Annotated in this window: 13 protein-coding genes and 2 pseudogenes; 6 read left to right on the forward strand and 9 right to left on the reverse strand. The window is 75.1% G+C overall.

Features of this window, described 5'->3' with window-relative positions; genetic code table 11:
* Positions 1-142: 142 nt before the first annotated feature.
* Both ACFW1I_RS21440 and ACFW1I_RS21445 read right to left on the reverse strand, forming a co-directional pair.
* Positions 143-1,057, reverse strand: coding sequence for a S1 family peptidase (locus ACFW1I_RS21440; RefSeq protein WP_384672246.1), 915 nt, complete (start codon positions 1,055-1,057; stop codon positions 143-145).
* A gap of 474 nt (positions 1,058-1,531) precedes the next feature.
* Entirely contained in the window at positions 1,532-2,881 is a 1,350-nt protein-coding gene (locus tag ACFW1I_RS21445) for an amidohydrolase (protein WP_384672248.1), read from the reverse strand.
* A gap of 307 nt (positions 2,882-3,188) precedes the next feature.
* Here ACFW1I_RS21445 and ACFW1I_RS21450 point away from each other — a divergent pair, with 307 nt between their 5' ends.
* Together ACFW1I_RS21450 and ACFW1I_RS21455 are read left to right on the forward strand one after the other, a co-directional pair.
* A complete protein-coding gene (locus tag ACFW1I_RS21450; protein WP_384672251.1) occupies positions 3,189-4,547 on the forward strand; it encodes an FAD-dependent monooxygenase in 1,359 nt (452 codons plus the stop codon).
* A gap of 26 nt (positions 4,548-4,573) precedes the next feature.
* Positions 4,574-4,993, forward strand: a pseudogene (locus tag ACFW1I_RS21455) (hypothetical protein); the annotation flags it as partial.
* 6 nt (positions 4,994-4,999) lie between these two features.
* Here ACFW1I_RS21455 and ACFW1I_RS21460 read toward each other — a convergent pair.
* Positions 5,000-5,410, reverse strand: a complete 411-nt coding sequence (locus tag ACFW1I_RS21460; protein ID WP_384672253.1) for an SSI family serine proteinase inhibitor — start codon at positions 5,408-5,410, stop codon at positions 5,000-5,002.
* Between the two features lie 221 nt (positions 5,411-5,631).
* Here ACFW1I_RS21460 and ACFW1I_RS21465 point away from each other — a divergent pair, with 221 nt between their 5' ends.
* Positions 5,632-7,047, forward strand: coding sequence for a lamin tail domain-containing protein (locus tag ACFW1I_RS21465; protein ID WP_384672256.1), 1,416 nt, complete (start codon positions 5,632-5,634; stop codon positions 7,045-7,047).
* A 28-nt stretch (positions 7,048-7,075) separates the two neighbouring features.
* Here ACFW1I_RS21465 and ACFW1I_RS21470 read toward each other — a convergent pair whose 3' ends face one another.
* A complete protein-coding gene (locus ACFW1I_RS21470; RefSeq protein WP_384672259.1) occupies positions 7,076-7,750 on the reverse strand; it encodes an amphi-Trp domain-containing protein in 675 nt (224 codons plus the stop codon).
* A gap of 138 nt (positions 7,751-7,888) precedes the next feature.
* Between ACFW1I_RS21470 and ACFW1I_RS21475 the strand changes: the two genes are divergently transcribed.
* Positions 7,889-8,998 (forward strand): AI-2E family transporter, encoded by a 1,110-nt coding sequence (locus ACFW1I_RS21475; RefSeq protein ID WP_384672261.1) that lies wholly within the window; start codon positions 7,889-7,891, stop codon positions 8,996-8,998.
* Between the two features lie 45 nt (positions 8,999-9,043).
* On the opposite strand, the gene ACFW1I_RS21480 is transcribed toward ACFW1I_RS21475, so the two are convergent.
* From ACFW1I_RS21480 to ACFW1I_RS21500, 5 genes are all read right to left on the reverse strand, one after another.
* Positions 9,044-9,490: an SRPBCC family protein gene (locus ACFW1I_RS21480; protein WP_384672264.1), complete on the reverse strand. Its 447-nt coding sequence runs from the start codon at positions 9,488-9,490 to the stop codon at positions 9,044-9,046.
* 88 nt (positions 9,491-9,578) lie between these two features.
* Positions 9,579-10,496 carry an ADP-ribosylglycohydrolase family protein gene (locus ACFW1I_RS21485; RefSeq protein ID WP_384672266.1) on the reverse strand — a complete coding sequence of 306 codons (918 nt, stop codon included), beginning with the start codon at positions 10,494-10,496 and terminating at the stop codon, positions 9,579-9,581.
* Between the two features lie 64 nt (positions 10,497-10,560).
* Positions 10,561-12,903 (reverse strand): FtsX-like permease family protein, encoded by a 2,343-nt coding sequence (locus tag ACFW1I_RS21490; protein ID WP_384672269.1) that lies wholly within the window; start codon positions 12,901-12,903, stop codon positions 10,561-10,563.
* A 43-nt stretch (positions 12,904-12,946) separates the two neighbouring features.
* A complete protein-coding gene (locus ACFW1I_RS21495; RefSeq protein WP_384672271.1) occupies positions 12,947-13,708 on the reverse strand; it encodes an ABC transporter ATP-binding protein in 762 nt (253 codons plus the stop codon).
* Positions 13,705-14,211, reverse strand: coding sequence for a PadR family transcriptional regulator (locus tag ACFW1I_RS21500; RefSeq protein ID WP_031003756.1), 507 nt, complete (start codon positions 14,209-14,211; stop codon positions 13,705-13,707). The genes ACFW1I_RS21495 and ACFW1I_RS21500 overlap by 4 nt, the downstream gene beginning before the upstream one ends.
* A gap of 166 nt (positions 14,212-14,377) precedes the next feature.
* Between ACFW1I_RS21500 and ACFW1I_RS21505 the strand changes: the two genes are divergently transcribed.
* On the forward strand, positions 14,378-15,655 hold the full coding sequence (locus ACFW1I_RS21505; protein WP_384672275.1) for an ABC transporter substrate-binding protein: 1,278 nt from the start codon (positions 14,378-14,380) through the stop codon (positions 15,653-15,655).
* 113 nt (positions 15,656-15,768) lie between these two features.
* Positions 15,769-16,067, forward strand: a pseudogene (locus ACFW1I_RS21510) (carbohydrate ABC transporter substrate-binding protein); the annotation flags it as partial.

A 16,067-nucleotide genomic window follows, 5' to 3' on the forward strand; every position in this document is an offset into this window, starting at 1 on the left:
GGGGGCCGGCGGGGGCGGCCGGGCCCGGGGGCGGGGCGCGGGCCGGCGCCCGGGGGGCGCCCGCGCGCCCCGCCGGGCGGCCGGGCGGGCGGGGGGGCGCGGTCCTGTGCGGGGTGCGCGGACCCGGGGCGTCGGCGGTCGGTCAGAACACGCTGACGCCGTAGGCGCTGAGGGCCTCCGTGACGGGCTGGAAGAAGGTGGTGCCGCCGGTGGAGCAGTTGCCGCTGCCGCCGGAGGTGAGGCCGAGGGCGGTGGAGCCGGAGAACATGGCGCCGCCGCTGTCGCCGGGCTCGGCGCAGACGTTGGTCTGGATCAGGCCGTAGACGATGTCGCCGTTGCCGTAGTTGACGGTGGCGTTGAGGCCGGTGACGGTGCCGCCGCGCAGGCCGGTGGTGCTGCCGCTGCGCTGGACGGACTGTCCGACGTAGGCGTTGCCGGCGGCGGTGATGTCCCGGTAGCTGCCGTTGTAGAGGTAGACGCGGCCGTCGGCGGCGGAGGCGTTGGAGTGGCGGATGATGCCGTAGTCGTTGCTGGGGAAGCTGGTGCCGGCCCGGGTGCCGAGCACGGAGGTCTGGCCGGAGTTGGTGTACCAGGTGCTCGCGATCTCGGTGCAGTGGCCGGCCGTGAGGGCGTAGTAGGTGCTGCCGCTGCGGACGTTGAAGCCGAGGGAGCAACGGCCGCCGCCGGCCGCGTAGATGGCCTGGCCGCCCGCGATGAGCTTGTTGATCTTGCCGGTGGTGCGCTCGATCTTCAGGTGGGCGGCGTTGCCGCCGGCGGCCTCGCGGAGGGAGGCGATCTCGTCCTGCGAGACGGTCGCGTCGACGGTGACGACGACCTTGCCGGTGGCCTGGTCGGTGTACCAGGCGGTGCCGGCGACGTCGGCCCGGAGGACCGCGTCGCTGGCGGAGGAGAGCGCGGCGGCGGTGGCCTTGGCGGTGCCGGCCGGCTGGGCCGAGGAGGTGGGGGCGGCCAGGGCGGTCGCGGCGACGAACGCGCCGAGGACGGCGAGCAGGCGGGTGCCCTTGGTGAGGCCGCGGCTGCGGGACGAACGGTTCACTGGATCCTCCGTATGGGGGGCGGGCCGCTGGGTGGGCGGCTCGGGCGGGGAGTGCGGATCGGCCATGGGTGACCGACATGAACCTGACAAGCGCTGCGCTGGGAGGAATCCTCGACTCCGCCGGGCGGGCGCGGCAAGGTGGACTTTCGGCCGCTCTACGCGCGTCCACTCCCATACCGTCCCGGCACGGGGCCCCAACGGACCGCCTCCCGCGCCGAACTGAAAACAGGTCAGAAATTTGCAGACACCCGTTGCAGTTCAGACGCGGGAGACCGACCCCTCCCCGGCCCTCGCTCCCCTGACACCGCCGAACGCCGGCCCGCGGGCGGACGGTCGGCCGCGGGACCGGCGGTACGGGGCGGTGGGTCCGCGTTTACGGCGTTCCGCCGGATGGCTGGATCGCGACCTTGCGCGGTGTCACGCCGTCCCGCGCGACGCCGCCCGCTCCGCGGTCGGGAGCCGCCGGATCCGCGGTCAGGAGAGGAACTCGCCGTCCCGGGCCACGACCACGCCGCCGTGCACGACCAGGTCGCGCTGCGGCATGTCGACCACCACCTGGGGCAGGCCCTGGCCCCGGACGAGGACGAAGTCGGCGGGGGCGCCGGGCGTGAGGTCGGCGTGCGGGAGGCCCATCACGTCGGCGCCGCCGTGGGCGGCCGCCCGGTAGCAGTCCGCCAGCTCCTCGTCGAGACGGACGTCGGTGACCCAGCCGAGGATGTGGGCGCGGTGGAGCATGTCGGCGTTGCCGAAGGGGCTCCAGGAGTCGCGGACGCCGTCGGAGCCGAGACCGACGCGGACGCCGTGCTCGCGCAGACGGGCGATCGGGAGGACGAGGTCGCGCGAGGGGGCGACGGTGGTGAGCGCGATGTCCTGGTCGGCGAGGTCGGTCGCGAGCGCGCCGAGCTCCCGGTCCGACAGGCCCGGCAGGCAGAAGACATGACTGACCGTCACCTTGCCGGCGAGGGACAGGGCCCGGGTGCGGTCGATGATCCCGCGCATGGCCCGGACGCCCTCCTCGCCCCCGTCGTGCAGGTGGATGTCCACGCCGACGCCGTGCCGGTCCGCGATGCCGAAGACGGTGTCGAGGTGCTCGTCGAGGGCGTGGTCGAAGCCGATCGGGTCGATGCCGCCGATCATGTCGACGACGCCCCGGCGGGCACCCTCCTCCAGGAGCCGGGCCGTGCCGGGCGTGCGGATGACGCCGTGCTGGGGGAACGCGACGATCTGCACGTCCAGCGCGTGGGCGAGCCGGCGCCGGGCCTCGGCCAGCCCCTCGACGCCCGCAAGGCCGTACGCCGGGGCGACGTCGGCATGGGCGCGCATCCCGCGCGTGCCGCGGCTGACGGCATGGCTCATCAGGCCGTACGCGCGCTCCGCCACCGAGCGGGTCTGCGCGCGGAAGAGCTCCACGTCCTGCTCGACGTAGTCGGCGATGGAGGACGCCGGCCGCCGGGACACCCAGTCGCCGCCCCACGTCGTCTTGTCGGGGTGGATGTGGGCGTCGACCAGGGACGGCAGCGCGATCCGGCCGCCGCCGTCCACGACCTTCGCGCCGCGCGGCGCCGACCCGCCGGTGATCCTCCCGTCCACGACGACCAGATCGGTGGCCGCGCCGCCGAACGGCCGCACATCGCGGAAGACGACGGTACGGGACCTGCGGTCCGCCGCTCCCCCGGCCCCGGGCGCGGCGGCCGGGACGGCGGCGGAGGCGGGCGCCGCGGCGACGGCCGCCGCCGCGGTCGTGCCGGCCAGGGCCGCGGCACCCGCGAGGACACCCCGCCGGGTCAGGCCGGAGGGAACGGGCTGGCGGGCATCGACGCGCATGGGGACTCCTCGGAGGTAAGACGACCACGGGTCCAGTTTTTGTATACCAAGTACGGGATGTGGAACAAGGGGTACCGACCTCCAAGGGCCTAGGAACCAGCATCTTTGACGCCAGCCACCGGACGGATGGTTTGCCGACTCCCTTCAAAGGGCAGCTTTTGGTATACACAAAATCCCGTGGGTGCGTCCCGGCCCCCGACCTCGGATCGCCCCGCTCCCGGAGGTGCCGTAGGGTCACGGACCGTTGTCGTCGTGTCCCGCCCCCTGTCGACCGGAGGCGGGATACCTTCCGGGGTGGGGGTAGAGGGTGCAGCGGGCCGTCGTCATGGGTGGCAGTTACGCGGGGCTGTTCGCGGCCCGCGTGCTGAGCGATCACGCCGAGGAGGTGGTGGTCGTCGAGCCCGACGTGATCGGCGAGGACGGACTCGGGAGGCGCAGCCCGCAGCGGCGGCAGCTGCACGCCCTGCTGTCCATGGGGCACCGGCAGCTGGAACGGTGGTTCCCGGGCCTCACCGACGAACTCGTGCGGGGCGGGGCGCGGCTCGGCGAGGGCGACGACGTGCGGTTCTACGTCGACGGACGGCTGAAGGCGCCCGTGGCCGAGTCCCGGATGCTCGGCGCCACCCGCCCCTTCCTGGAGAGCGGGCTGCGCCGGCGGGTCGCGCTCCTCCCCCACGTGCGCTTCGTCCGGGCCGAGGTCACCGGCCTCCTCTTCGACGGCGCGCGCGTGAGCGGCGTCGCCACCACCGTCCCGGCGGACGACCGCGTCGACGGCCGCGCGCCGGGCGCCGGGACGGACGGGACGAAGGGCGACGAGATCCGCGCCGACTTCGTCGTCGACGCCACCGGCAGGTCCAGCCGCCTGGACGACTGGCTGACCCGGCACGGCTGGGACGCGGCGCCCGTCGACCGGATGCGCATCGACCTCGGCTACGCCACCGCCTCCTTCCACCGCGGCGACGAACTCGGCACCACCGTCATCGCCCACTCCAGCCCCGGCCCCGCGAGCGACTACCTGCCCGAGGTGACGGAACCCGGGGCGCTCGCCGCCGTCGAGGGCGACCGCTGGTCGGTCGTCCTGGCCGGGTACGCCGACCACCGCCCCGGCCCCGACCCGGACGAGTTCCTCCGCCGGATGCGCCGCTGCGTCGCACCGATCCGCACGGTGGCCGAGGAGTCCACGATGATCGGCTCCGTCGCCACGTACCGCTTCGTCGAGAGCCGCCGCCGGGTCCACACCCGGCTCCGCCGATTCCCCGGCGGGCTCGTGGTCGTCGGGGACGCGCTGGCGAGCGTGAACCCGGTGTACGGACAGGGCCTGACGCTGGCGGCGCTGGAGGCCGACGCGCTGGCGGCGTACCTGCGGACCGGACCGCGCCCGCACGCCCCGGCCCTGCCGTACTTCCGCCTCGCCGAGACCGCCGTCGACGCGGCCTGGCAGCTGTCCACCGCCGCCGACCTGGCGCAGCCGCACGTCACCGGGCCCTACCCGCGCGGCTACCGGGCGCAGAAGTGGGTCGCCGACCGGCTCACCGAGGCGTCCGTGATCGACTCCGCCGTCAACGCCGCCTATCTGCGCGTCGTCCACATGGAGGCGCCGCCGAAGGCGCTCACCGACCCCCGGCTCCTGGCCAGGGCGGCGCGGGTCCTGATCCGCCACCGGTGACGACCGTCGGTTCGGGACACGCTCGGGACTTCATGGGGCAGGTGCATCCCGCACCGCCGGACGACCCCGACCGTTCGAGGATCACCGAGGCCGATCTGACGGCCGTCTGGGCCGACTTCGCCCGCCTCGGGCATCGGCGGCTCGTCTACACGAACACCGCCAGTGTCCTGCCCGAGGCGGCCGGTCTTTTCACCCGCGCCCTCGCGCCGGGCCGGATCGTGCGCGTCCTGCTCACCGCCTCCGACGAGACCGTCCGCCGTCGGCTCACGGCGCGGGGGCAGGGGTCGGAGCTGGAGCGGGAGTTGGCGCGCGGCGCGCGGTCGGCGGGGACGCTGGAGCGGCGGGCGGTGGCCGGGACCGTGCGCGTGCCGACGGACGGCCGGGGCGTCGGGGACGTCGCCCGGGACGCGGTGGCCGCGACGGGGTGGCTCGGCCGGGCCGCCTGACGCCGCTCAGAAGTCGAAGACGCTCCCGGTCGCGAGGGTGCGCACGCAGTCGTCGGCGTAGGTGTGCGTCCAGTGCACCGGCCTGCCCTCGTACGCGCCGTCGGCGGTCACCGTGACGGTGCCGGGCTCGTTGGAGCAGTAGCCGAAGGTCCGGCCCGGCAGACGGTCGAGGTCGCCGGCCGCGCTGCGGACGTCCCGGCACGCCTCCCGGGCGTACGGGTGCGCGGCGGAGGCGCCGGCGGGGCAGTCGAGGCGGACGCCCGACATGATCTGCCGGCCCTCGGAGGCGTGGACCCGGGTGAGGTGGAGGGAGGCCGTGCCCGGCGCGACGCCGGGGAGCGGCGCCGCGGCCGCGCAGAGCGTCGTGACGACCGCGGTCGTGGCGGCGGCGAGGGCGGTGGCGAGGAGTCGTCTCATGGCCCCTCCAACGGGCTCCCCGGGCTTCCGTCACCTCCGTGGGGCCGTTCGGGGTGCGCGGGCGGGGCGGGGGCGGGCTCGGGCGGGCGCGGGCTCGGGCGGGCGCGGGAAGGCTTCGGCTGTTGTTCACGGAGGAAGTCCGGGCGTGAGGGGTGGCGTTCGGGCGGGGCCGGGACCGTCATGGCGCCCCCCCCCCCCTTCGACCCCCAGGACGGACTTCCGTGACCCTTTCGCGTGCACGCCGCCGGCGCCGTGAACTGCCCCTCGCCCTCGCCGCCGTACCGGCGCTCCTCCTCGGCGCGCTGACCGCCGCGCCCGCGCACGCCGCTCCCGCCGACGACATCCGCGTCAACGAGGTCGTCACGACCGGCTCCGTCGAGGACTCGATCGAGCTGTACAACAAGGGCACGGCGCCGGTCGACGTCTCCGGCTGGATCCTCAAGGACGACAACAACAGCTCGAAGTACACGATCCCCTCGGGCACGACCCTGGCACCGGGCGCCTTCCGCGCCTTCGACGTGCACGGAAAGTTCGGGCTCGGCTCCAGCGACAAGGCGCGGCTGTACCTGGCCGACGGCAGCACCCTCGTCGACAGCCACTCCTGGAGCAGCCACTCCGCCCCGTCCTGGTCCCGCTGCCCCGACGGCACCGGCGCGTTCAAGGCCGCGGCCGTCACGCTCGGCGCGGCCAACAGCTGCGGCGGCACCGGCGGCGGTACGGAGGCGGCCTGGCCCGGTGGCTCCACGGTCGTCACGGCGGACGCGCCGAACGTGTTCGGCGGCGACCTCAGCGGCCTCCACCAGGACGGCGACGTCCTCTGGGCGGCACAGAACAGCGGCAAGCTGTGGCGGCTGGTCCGGGACGGCTCCGGCGGCTGGACGCCCGACACGTCCGCCGGCTGGACCTCCGGCAAGACCGTGCGCTTCCCCGGCGGTTCCGGCGCTCCCGACGCCGAGGGCGTGACGGTCACCGGGGCGGGCGCCGCCGCCGGCGTGTACGTCGCGAGCGAGCGGAACGGCGACGCCTCCGGCACCAGCCGGCTCTCCGTGCTCCGGTACGACGTCTCCGGTACGGGCTCCGCGCTGACCGCCGTCCGCGAGTGGAACCTCACCGCGAGCCTGCCCGCGACCGGCTCCAACCTCGGTTTCGAGGGCATCACCTGGGTCCCCGACACGGCCCTCACGGCCGCCGGCTTCAAGGACGCCGCCACGGGCGCGCTCTACGACCCGGCCGGCTACGGCGCCCACGGCGGCGGCGTCTTCTTCGTCGGCGTGGAGGGCACCGGCGCCGTCCACGGGTACGTCCTCCAGGACACCGGGGCCTTCACCCGCGTCGCCACGGCCGCCACCGGCATGGCCGGCGTCATGGAACTCCAGTGGGAGCCGCAGGCGTCCCGGCTCTGGGCCGTCTGCGACAACACCTGCGGCGGGCAGCACCGCACGCTGAAGGTCGACGCCAGCGGCGCCTTCGCCGTCGGCGCCACGTACGCGCGCCCCGCCGGCATGCCCGACTACAACAACGAGGGCTTCGCGCTGGCCGGCGCCGACGAGTGCGTGGCGGGCAGCAAGCCCGTCTACTGGTCCGACGACTCCAACACCGGCGGCCACGCCCTGCGCAGGGGCACCGTCAGCTGCTGACCGAGGCCCCTGGGCTCCCGCCGCGCGGTCAGGACCGCTTGGCGGGGGCCTTGGCGGGCTTTGCGGGCTTGGCGGGCTTGGCAGAGGTCTTCTTGGCCGAAGGCTTCTTGGCGGGGGCCTCCTTGGGGGCCTTCTTGGTCGGCGGGGCGTTCTTCGCGGACGCCTTCTTCGCGGACGCCTTCTTGGCCGTCGCCTTCTTCGCGGACGCCTTCTTCGCGAACGCCTTCTTGGCCGTCGCCTTCTTCGCGGCCGCCTTCTTGGCGGAAGGCTTCTCGGCCGTCGCCTTCTTCGCCGCCTTCTTGGCGACCGCCTTCTTCGCCGCGGCCTTCTTGGCGACCGCCTTCTTGGCGACCGCCTTCTTGGCGACCGCCTTCTCGGCCACGGCCTTCTTCGCCGCCGCCTTCTTCGCCGCGGCCTTCTTCACCGTCGTCTTCTTCACGACCGGCTTCTCGGCGGGGGACTTCTTCCCGGTGGAGCCGGCGACGGGCCACTTGAGCTCCACCTCCAGCTCGACCTCCCCGTCCTCCACCGACAGCTCGATCTCGCCGCGCAGCTCGTCGGGGATCCGGAGTTCCAGCACGCCCCCGCTCAGTTCGAGTTCGGCCTCGCCGCCCGCCCGGAGCGCGTCGGCCAGGGCGGCCAGCTGGTCGGCGGCCTCCTTCCGGGAGAGCGACCGCTTGCGCTCGAATTTGAAGTCCTTCATGACGACCTCCGGTCATCGCGCGATGTCATACATAGCGGACAATACTATCGATCTTGGTCGGCCGCTGGCCGGGTGAAGGTCGGGCGGGCGCGGTGTGCCGGGCGGGGAGGGGACGCGTCGCGGTGGTAGCCGTCGGCCATGCAGCCGCAGTCCGCGGGGCCGCCCCGGGTGGCCCCCTTCCTCCGCACCGCCGCCGCGTACGCGTGGCGGCTGCTCGCCGTCGGCCTCTTCCTCTACGCGCTGTTCGCCCTCCTCGGCCGGTTCCACGAGATCGGGGTGGCCCTCTTCCTCGGGCTCGTGGTCACCGCGCTGCTGCGGCCGGTCGCGGACGTCGTCGCCCGGGGGCTCCCGAGGGCGCTCGCGGTGGCCCTCACGCTGCTGGGCGGGCTGGCGCTGGTCCTGGGCGTGCTCGCGCTGGTCGGGGAGGCGGTGGCGGGCGAGCGGACCACGCTGGTGCGGGAGTTCCGGGACGGCCTCGGCCGCATCCGGCGCTGGCTGGAGGCGCCGCCGTTCCACCTGGCCCCGGAAGCGCTGACGGGCCTGGAGGCGAGGATCGGTCAGTTCCTGTCCGACCACCGCTCGGCGCTGATCGGCGAGGCGGTGAGCGGCGCGCACCACGTGGTGGCGGTGCTGACGACGCTCGCCCTGGCGCTGTTCTCGTCGGTGTTCTTCCTCCACTCCGGGGACCGCCAGTGGGCGTGGTTCCAGGAGCAGCTGCCGGAGTCGGTGCGGGCGCGGGTGGCGGTCGGGGGCGGGGCCGCGTGGCGTACGTTCACGGGGTACACGCACGGGATCGTGCTGGTCGCGGCGGTGAACGCGCTCCTGGTCGGGTTCGCGCTGTGGCTGCTGGGCGTGCCGCTCGCGGTGCCGCTGGCGCTGCTGGAGTTCGCCGCCGCGTTCGTGCCGCTGATCGGTTCGCCGATCGCCCTGGCGGTGGCCGCCGTGGTGGCCCTGGCGGCGAAGGGCCCGCTGGTGGCGGGGCTGGTGGTGGCGCTGATCGTCGTCATCGGCCAGATCGAGGGCCATCTGCTGCATCCGCTGGTGATGAGCTGGGCGGTACGGCTCCACCCGCTGGTGGTGGCGATCTCGGTGGTCGCGGGCTCGATCGCGGCGGGCATCGTCGGCGCGGTGGTGGCGGTGCCGCTGGTGTCGGTGGTGTGGTCGGTGTACACGGCGCTGCGGCGCGAGGCCCGGGGCCGTACCGGGGAGACCGCCCGGAGCCGTACGGGGGAGGCGGAAACCGGATGAGCAGCGCGGGGCCGACCGGGTGACGGCCCGGCACCCGCGCTCTTCTCAGGACGCTTCGATCGCGGTCTTGATGCGCTGTCCGAAGGCGGGCGCGTCCTTGCGGGCCGCGGCCAGGGCGAGGCCGACGAGGAGCTTGCCGAGCCCGTGGCCCTCCAGGACGTTGTGGATGCGGACCCGGGTGCCGCCGTCCGGCAGCGGCTCCAGGTCGTAGCCGCCCTGGCTCGCCGTCACCAGGTTCTTGGACTCCTCGGCCCAGCGCAGGGTCCGGGGCGGCTCGAAGGCGGTGATCCGGAAGGTGCGGGCGGTCTTCATCCCCGCGTCCTTCACGGTGGAGCGGAAGGCGGTGCCGACGGCGGTCGGCCCCTCGGGGATCCGCTCGATCCGGAGCACGCGGGGGCTGAACTGTGGATCGTTCCGCCCGTCGGCGAGGTACGCGAACACCTCGTCGACGGGACGGTCGACCTCGACGGTCGCCTCGAACCGGCCGGACATGGCGCCTCCTGCTCCACTCGGAAGAAACCGGACGAACGCTCACATGGTCACAGCCCGCCGGGGATCGCGCCGTCCGGCGCTCCGCCGTTCAGAAGTGGCGTGCGAAGGCGTCCGGGAGGGGCTCGCGGGACGCGTGCCAGGCGGCCGGGAGGGCCGCGACGCCCGTGCGGGCGGCGATCACTCCGCCCGCGATCGCGCAGGTGGTGTCGATGTCGCCGCGCCCGGCGACCGTGGTCCACAGGCCCTCGTGGAGGTCGTCGAGGTGGCCGGCCGCGCACCAGAGGGCGTACGGGACGGTGTCCGGTCCCGACATGCGGTAGCCGGAGCCGAGGACCTCGGCGGCGTGCCGGACCGAGGTGTGCGCGGGCATGCGGGCGGCGATCCGGATGCCGGACCGGACGTCGCTCTCCGGGAGGTGCGCGGCGACGGCGTGGAGGAGTTCGGGGCGCGTCGGGGCGGGTCCGCCGCGGCTGCGGGTGGCCAGCGCGGCGGCGAGGGCGACGGCCACGGCTCCGGCGACCGCCTCGGGGTGGTGGTGGGAGACGACGGCCTGGCGGGCCGCCTGCTCGGCGACCGCGTCGAGGTCGGCGGCGTGCCAGGCGCCGAGCGGGGCGACGCGCATGGCGGCGCCGTTGCCCCAGGAGCCCTGCCCGTCGAACTGGCCGGCGACGACGTCCCGCCAGGGCTCGCCGGCGCCGATCCTGCGCAGGACGTCGTGCATGGAGGCGCCGTAGCCGCGGTGGGTGTCGTCGGCGTAGGCCGCGGCGAGGGCCTGGGCGAGGCGGTCCTGGTCGACCGTGCCGGCGCCGTCGGCGAGTTCCCGGACGAGGACGAGGGCCTGGGCGGTGTCGTCGCTCCAGCGCCACTGCTCCTCGGACGGCAGGGTGCGCGCCTGGAGCGGTGCCTCGCCGTCCCGGCGGAGGATCCGGAACCAGCGGTCGCCGAAGGCGTCACCGAAGGCGAGTCCGTGCAACGCGTCCCGTACGGCGGTCGGTGTCTGGGTCATCGGAGCAGTAGATCAGCGGGGAGGCCGGTCGGGCACCTGGTTTCGGTGCGGGGGCCGGGCGGGGCTACAGGGTCTCTCCGGCCGAGTCGGCGAGGCGGCGGCGGGCCGTGCGGACGGCCGGGGGCAGGGCGGCGAGGGCGCCGGTCGCGGTGACGGCGAGGACCAGGGCGGCGAGGGTGGCCGGGTCGGGGAGGCGGGCGACTCCGGCGCCGAGGCCGGTCGCCGCGGCCTCGGCGTCGACGAGGCGGTGGCCGAGGGCCGCGCCGGCGGCCGTGCCCAGGAGGGCGGCGGCCAGGGTGGTGAGGGCGGCGGAGGTGACGACGACGGCGCCGATCTGGCGGGGTGTCAGTCCGATGGCGCGGAGGGCGAGCAGGTCGCGGACCCGGTCGCGGACCCCGGTGCCGATGAGGGTGAGGAGTTCGACGAGGGCGATGAGGGCGAGGACCGCGACGAGGGCGGCGAGGACGCCTCGGGGGGCGTCCTCGCCGTCCGCCGGGTCGGCGGTGCCGCGGACCTCGGCGCGGGCGCCGGTGGCCGCGGGGACGGCGGCGGCGACCGCCCGGGGGTCGGCGTCCGGGCGCAGGACGAGGGCGTGGAAGGCGGGGCGGAGGCCGGGGGCGCCGTCGCGGAGGGTGTCGAGGGTGGTGGAGACGACCCGGCCGCCGTGGTCGGGTTCGATGCTGCGGCCGACGAGGTGCAGGATCTGCGGGCGGCCCTCGACCGTCATCCGGACCCAGTCCCCCACCCGTACGCCGAGGAGGTCGAGGAGGCCCTGGCCGGCGACGGCCTCGTCGGGGCCGTCCGGGGCGCGGCCCTCGACGACGGTGTGCGGGTAGGGCGCTTCGGGGGTGCCGAGGCCGCGCAGGGTGAGGGTGCCGGTCTGGCCGGGGACGAGGGCGGTGAACTCGGCGCCCGGGACGGCGTCGGCGACGCCGGGGACGGCTTCCAGCGCGGCCGTCAGGCCGTCGCCGGGCGGCGGCTGTTCGGTGCGGACGGTGAGGGCGGCGGCCCGGCCGACGCGGGCGGGGTCGGTGCGGAACTGGCCGAGGGTCGTCCAGGCGACGAGGGCCACGGTGATCAGGGCGAGCGGGAGGGCGAGCCGGGCCGTGGCGCCGAGGGCCCGGGTCCGGCCGGGTGCGGTGAAGGCGGAGCGCCAGCCGAGGACGAGGACCGGGGAGAGGCGCAGTCCGAGGGCGCGGCGGCCGAGCGCGGAGAGCGGGCGGGCGGCGGGGTGGGCCGAGCGGGCCGCGGGCACCGGGGGGACGCGGCCGGCCCGCCAGGCGGCGAGGGCGGTGGCGGCGGCGATGAGGAGGACGGCGGCGACGGGGACGCCGACGACGGCGGCGCGGTGGCCCGGCATGCGGGGCCAGAGGGCGACGGCGTCGCCGATCCGGCCGGGTATCCACCGTCCGCAGGTGAGGGTGGCGGCGGTGCCGAGTGCCGCGCCGGCGACGGCGAAGCCGAGGTGCTGGAGGAGGAAGCCGCGGACGACCTGGCCGGGGGTGAAGCCGACGGCCTTGAGGACGGCGATGTCGCCGGCCTGTCCTCTGATGCGGGCCCGGACCGCGCCGGCGACGGCGACGGCCGCGGCGAGGAGGGCGGCGAGGCCGAAGGCGGCGAAGATCTGGCCGAGGAGCCGGTCGTCGCCGCCGATGTCGGCCTTGGCCTGCTGCCATTTGGTGACCTGGTCGATGCGGGCGGCGCCGAGGAGGGTGACGGCGCGCTGGACGGCGTAGTCGGTGTCGTCGGGGTCCTTCAGGCGGAGGCCGGCGGTCTGTCCGGTGGCGGCGGGGGCGAGGCGGTCGAGGGTGCCGGGGAGGATCCAGCCGATGCCGTCGCCCTGTCCGGCCCGGTAGCGCGGTTCGGCGGTCTCGGCGACGCCGGCGACGTGCAGGGTGCGGCTGGTGGGGCCGTGCCGGCCGGTGAGGGTCACGGTGACGGTCTCGCCGGGTTCGGCCCACAGGGTGCGGGCGAGGGTGCGTTCCAGGACGATCTGGTCGCCCGGGGTGCCGGTGGTGAGCCAGTGGCCGGCGGTGAGGAGGGGGCGGGCGGTGTCGGGCGGGCGGGTTCCGGTGGCGCGCAGGACGACGCCGGCGCGGGTGCCGCCGGTCTCCAGGGTGGCGGCGGCGGTGCGGAAGGGGCCGGAGACGGCGGCGACCTCGTCGAGGGCGGCGAGCGGGGCGAGGTCGGCGGGGTCGAATCCGTCCCGGCCGTCGCGGCCGTGGAGCCAGACGTGGCTGCCCTGGGACTGGTTGAAGAGCCGCTGCCAGGGGTTGACGGCGTAGCTGAGCAGGGCGGCGGAGAGGAGGAGGGAGGCGATGACGCCGGCGCTGGCCAGGACGGCGAAGAGGGCCTCGCCGCGGTGGGTGCGGAGGTCGGAGTGGACCCATCGCCAGGTCGCCCGCATGCCGTCCTCACCTTCCTCGATGCCTCGGCCCCCTTGCTCGCGGTCAGTCCTTCAGGTCGAGTACGCCGGTCACCCCCGGGCGGGCGGGGGCGGGGTCGCCGAGGGTGGCGTCGTCGGCGATCCGGCCGTCGAAGAAGCTGATGACGCGGTCGGCGGCGCTCGCCATCCGGGCGTCGTGGGTGACCATGAGGATGGTCTGGCCGCGGGCGTGGAAGCGGGCGAGGAGGCGCAGGACGTCGCGGGTGCCCTTGCTGTCGAGGCTGCCGGCGGGTTCGTCGGCGAGCAGCAGGGCGGGCCGGTTGACGAGGGCGCGGGCGAGGGCGACGCGCTGCTGTTCGCCGCCGGAGAGGGCGGCGGGGAGGGCGTTCTCCCGTCCCTGGAGGCCGAGTTCGGCGAGGAGTTCGGCGCGGCTCGCGCGGGCGGCGCGGGGGGTGGCGCCGGCGAGGAGGGCGGGGAGTTCGACGTTGTCGGCGACGGTGAGGTGGGAGACGAGGTTGAAGAACTGGAAGACGATGCCGACGCTGCGGCGGCGCAGCACGGCCCAGCGGGCCTCGCCGTGGGTGTCGACGCGTTCGCCGCCGATCCAGAGGCGGCCGGCGTCGGGGCGTTCGAGGCCGCCGACGAGGTGGAGGAGGGTGGACTTGCCGGCGCCGGAGGGGCCGGTGACGGCGACGAACTCGCCTTCCCGGACGGTGAGGTCGACGCCGCGGACGGCGTGGACGGGGGCGCGGTCGCCGCGGTGGGTCTTGGTCAGGCCCTCGGCGTGCACGATCGCCCCCGGCGGGGCACCGGGCGCGGCGGTCATTCGAGCTCCTCCTGACAGCGCTCCAGCCAGTCGAGGTCGGCCTGGAGGTGCAGCATGGCGCCCTCGATGAGGAGCTGGGCGATCTTGTTGTCGCGGTCCTCGCCGGCGGCGAGCCGGGAGAGGCTGCGCATGGTGTTGAGGTGCTGTCGCCGCTGCCGGTTGATCAGGGCGATGGGGTCGGCGAGGCCGGAGAGGGGGGCGAGGGCGAGTTTCATGAAGAATCCGTCGCGCACCCGGGGTTCGTCGGTGGTGTCCTCGAACCACGCGGCGACGGCCTCCCGTCCGGCGTCGGTCAGGCGGTAGATCCGCTTGTTGGGGCGGCCCGTCTGTTCGACGTCCTCGCCTTCGATGAGTCCGCTCTTCTCCAGTCGGCCGAGGGTCACGTAGACCTGGCCGACGTTGGGCTGAGGGTAGGCGGAGCCGAGGAGTTGTTCAAGACCCTGCTTGAGCTCGTAGCCGTGGGCGGGGCCCCGGGTGAGGAGTGCCAGCAGCTGCTGCCGCACGCGCTCCCCCTTCTGTGTCGTGCGCCGTTCCCGGCCCGGTGGTGGCGGCCCGGGGGGCCGGTGGACCGGCGGTCGCCGGGTCCGCCGGACCAGTATCACCGATGGGGGGCGCCGTGGGTCTGCCACGATGGGGCGTCGCGTGCGGCACCACGTCCGGGAGGAACGCATGGGGTGGGTACGGTCCGTGGCGAGGGGCGTGCTGGTGGTGGCGGTGCTGCTGGCGGCGTGTGCCGGGGGTGCGCCGCCGTCCGGGGCGGGGCCGTCCGGGGGGCGGGGCGCGCTGACGTTCGTGACGGCGGGGGATCTCACGGACTATCTCGGTCCGTTGGTGGCGGAGTGGAACGCGCGGCGGCCTGCGGAGCTGGTGACGCTGGTCGAGCTGCCGGACTCGGCGGACGAGACGCGGGCGCAGATGCTGAGCGAACTGCGGTCGGGGAGCCGCCGGTTCGACGTGCTGAACATCGATGTGGCGTGGACGTCGGAGTTCGCGGCGGCGGGGCTGGTCGCGCCGCTGGAGCGGGAGCGGTTCGATCTGGCGGCGTTCCTGCCGCCGGTGGTGGAGACGGCGACGTTCCGGGGGCGGTTGTACGCGGTGCCGTACGTGACCAACGCCGGGTTGCTGTACTACCGGAAGGACGTGCTGGACGCGGCGGGCGAGCGGCCGCCGCGGACGTGGGCGGAGTTGGCGCGGCTGGCGCGGACGCTGGCGCCGCGGCACGGACTCGGTGGCTACGCGGGGCAGTTCCTGCCGTACGAGGGGCTGACGGTGAACGTGACGGAGGCGATCGGGTCGGCGGGCGGGACGGTGCTGCGGGAGGAGGGCGCGCGGGTCGGGGTGGACTCGGACGCGGCGCGGGCGGCGCTGACGTTCCTGGCCGGCGGGGTGCGGGAGGGGTGGATCCCGGCGGAGGCGATGCGGTTCACGGAGGAGGAGTCCAGGGCGGCGTTCGAGGAGGGGCGGCTGCTGTTCCTGCGGAACTGGCCATACGTGTACGCGGACGCGGGCCGGCCGGGGTCGAAGGTGGCGGGCCGGTTCGAGGCGGCGCCGCTGCCGGGGCCTTACGGGCCGGGGACGAGTGTGCTCGGCGGTTCGAACCTGGCCGTGTCGGCCCGGTCGCGGCATCCGGCGACGGCCGCCGACTTCCTCGCGTACCTGACGAGCGAGCGGGTGCAGCGGCAGGTGTTGACGCGGGGGTCGCTGCCGCCGGTGCGGGCCTCGCTGTACACGGATCCGGAGCTGGTGGCGGCCCACCCGTACCTGCCGATCCTGCGGGAGAGCGTGCTGGCGGCGGTGCCGCGGCCGAAGAGCGCGCGGTACGACCAGGTGAGCCTGGCGGTACAGGCGGTCGCGCAGGACGTGCTGGCGCTGCGGACCTCGCCCGAGGAGGGGGTGCGGCGGCTGACGCGGGAGCTGGCCGCGATCGCGCCTCTGCCTGCGCGTTAGGTAGTGGGTGTCCTTCAAGTCGCCTTCTTCACAGGGTTGTTGGAGCATGCCCGTTGACATGGTTTCGTCACCGGTACTTAACATGAAAGTACTGATGCGAAGGAAGGACGACCATGCGACGACCCTCCCTCACCACCCTCCGCGCCGCCGGGGCGCTCTCCGCGGCCCTCGCGCTCGCGCTCACCGCCACCGCCTGCGGCAGCACCGACGACACCACGTCCGGCGGCGAGCTCAGCGGCACGACCGTCACGGTCGCCGGCGTCTGGACCGGCAGCGAGCAGACCAACTTCAAGAAGGTCCTCGACGCGTTCAGCGCCAAGACCGGCGCCAAGACCGTCTTCGTCCCCTCCGGCGACAACGTCTCCACCTTCGTCGGCAGCAAGATCGAGGGCGGCAACGCCCCCGACGTCGT

Source organism: Streptomyces sp. NPDC058955 (genome assembly GCF_042741435.1).
In the GTDB taxonomy this organism is placed as follows: Bacteria; Actinomycetota; Actinomycetes; order Streptomycetales; family Streptomycetaceae; genus Streptomyces.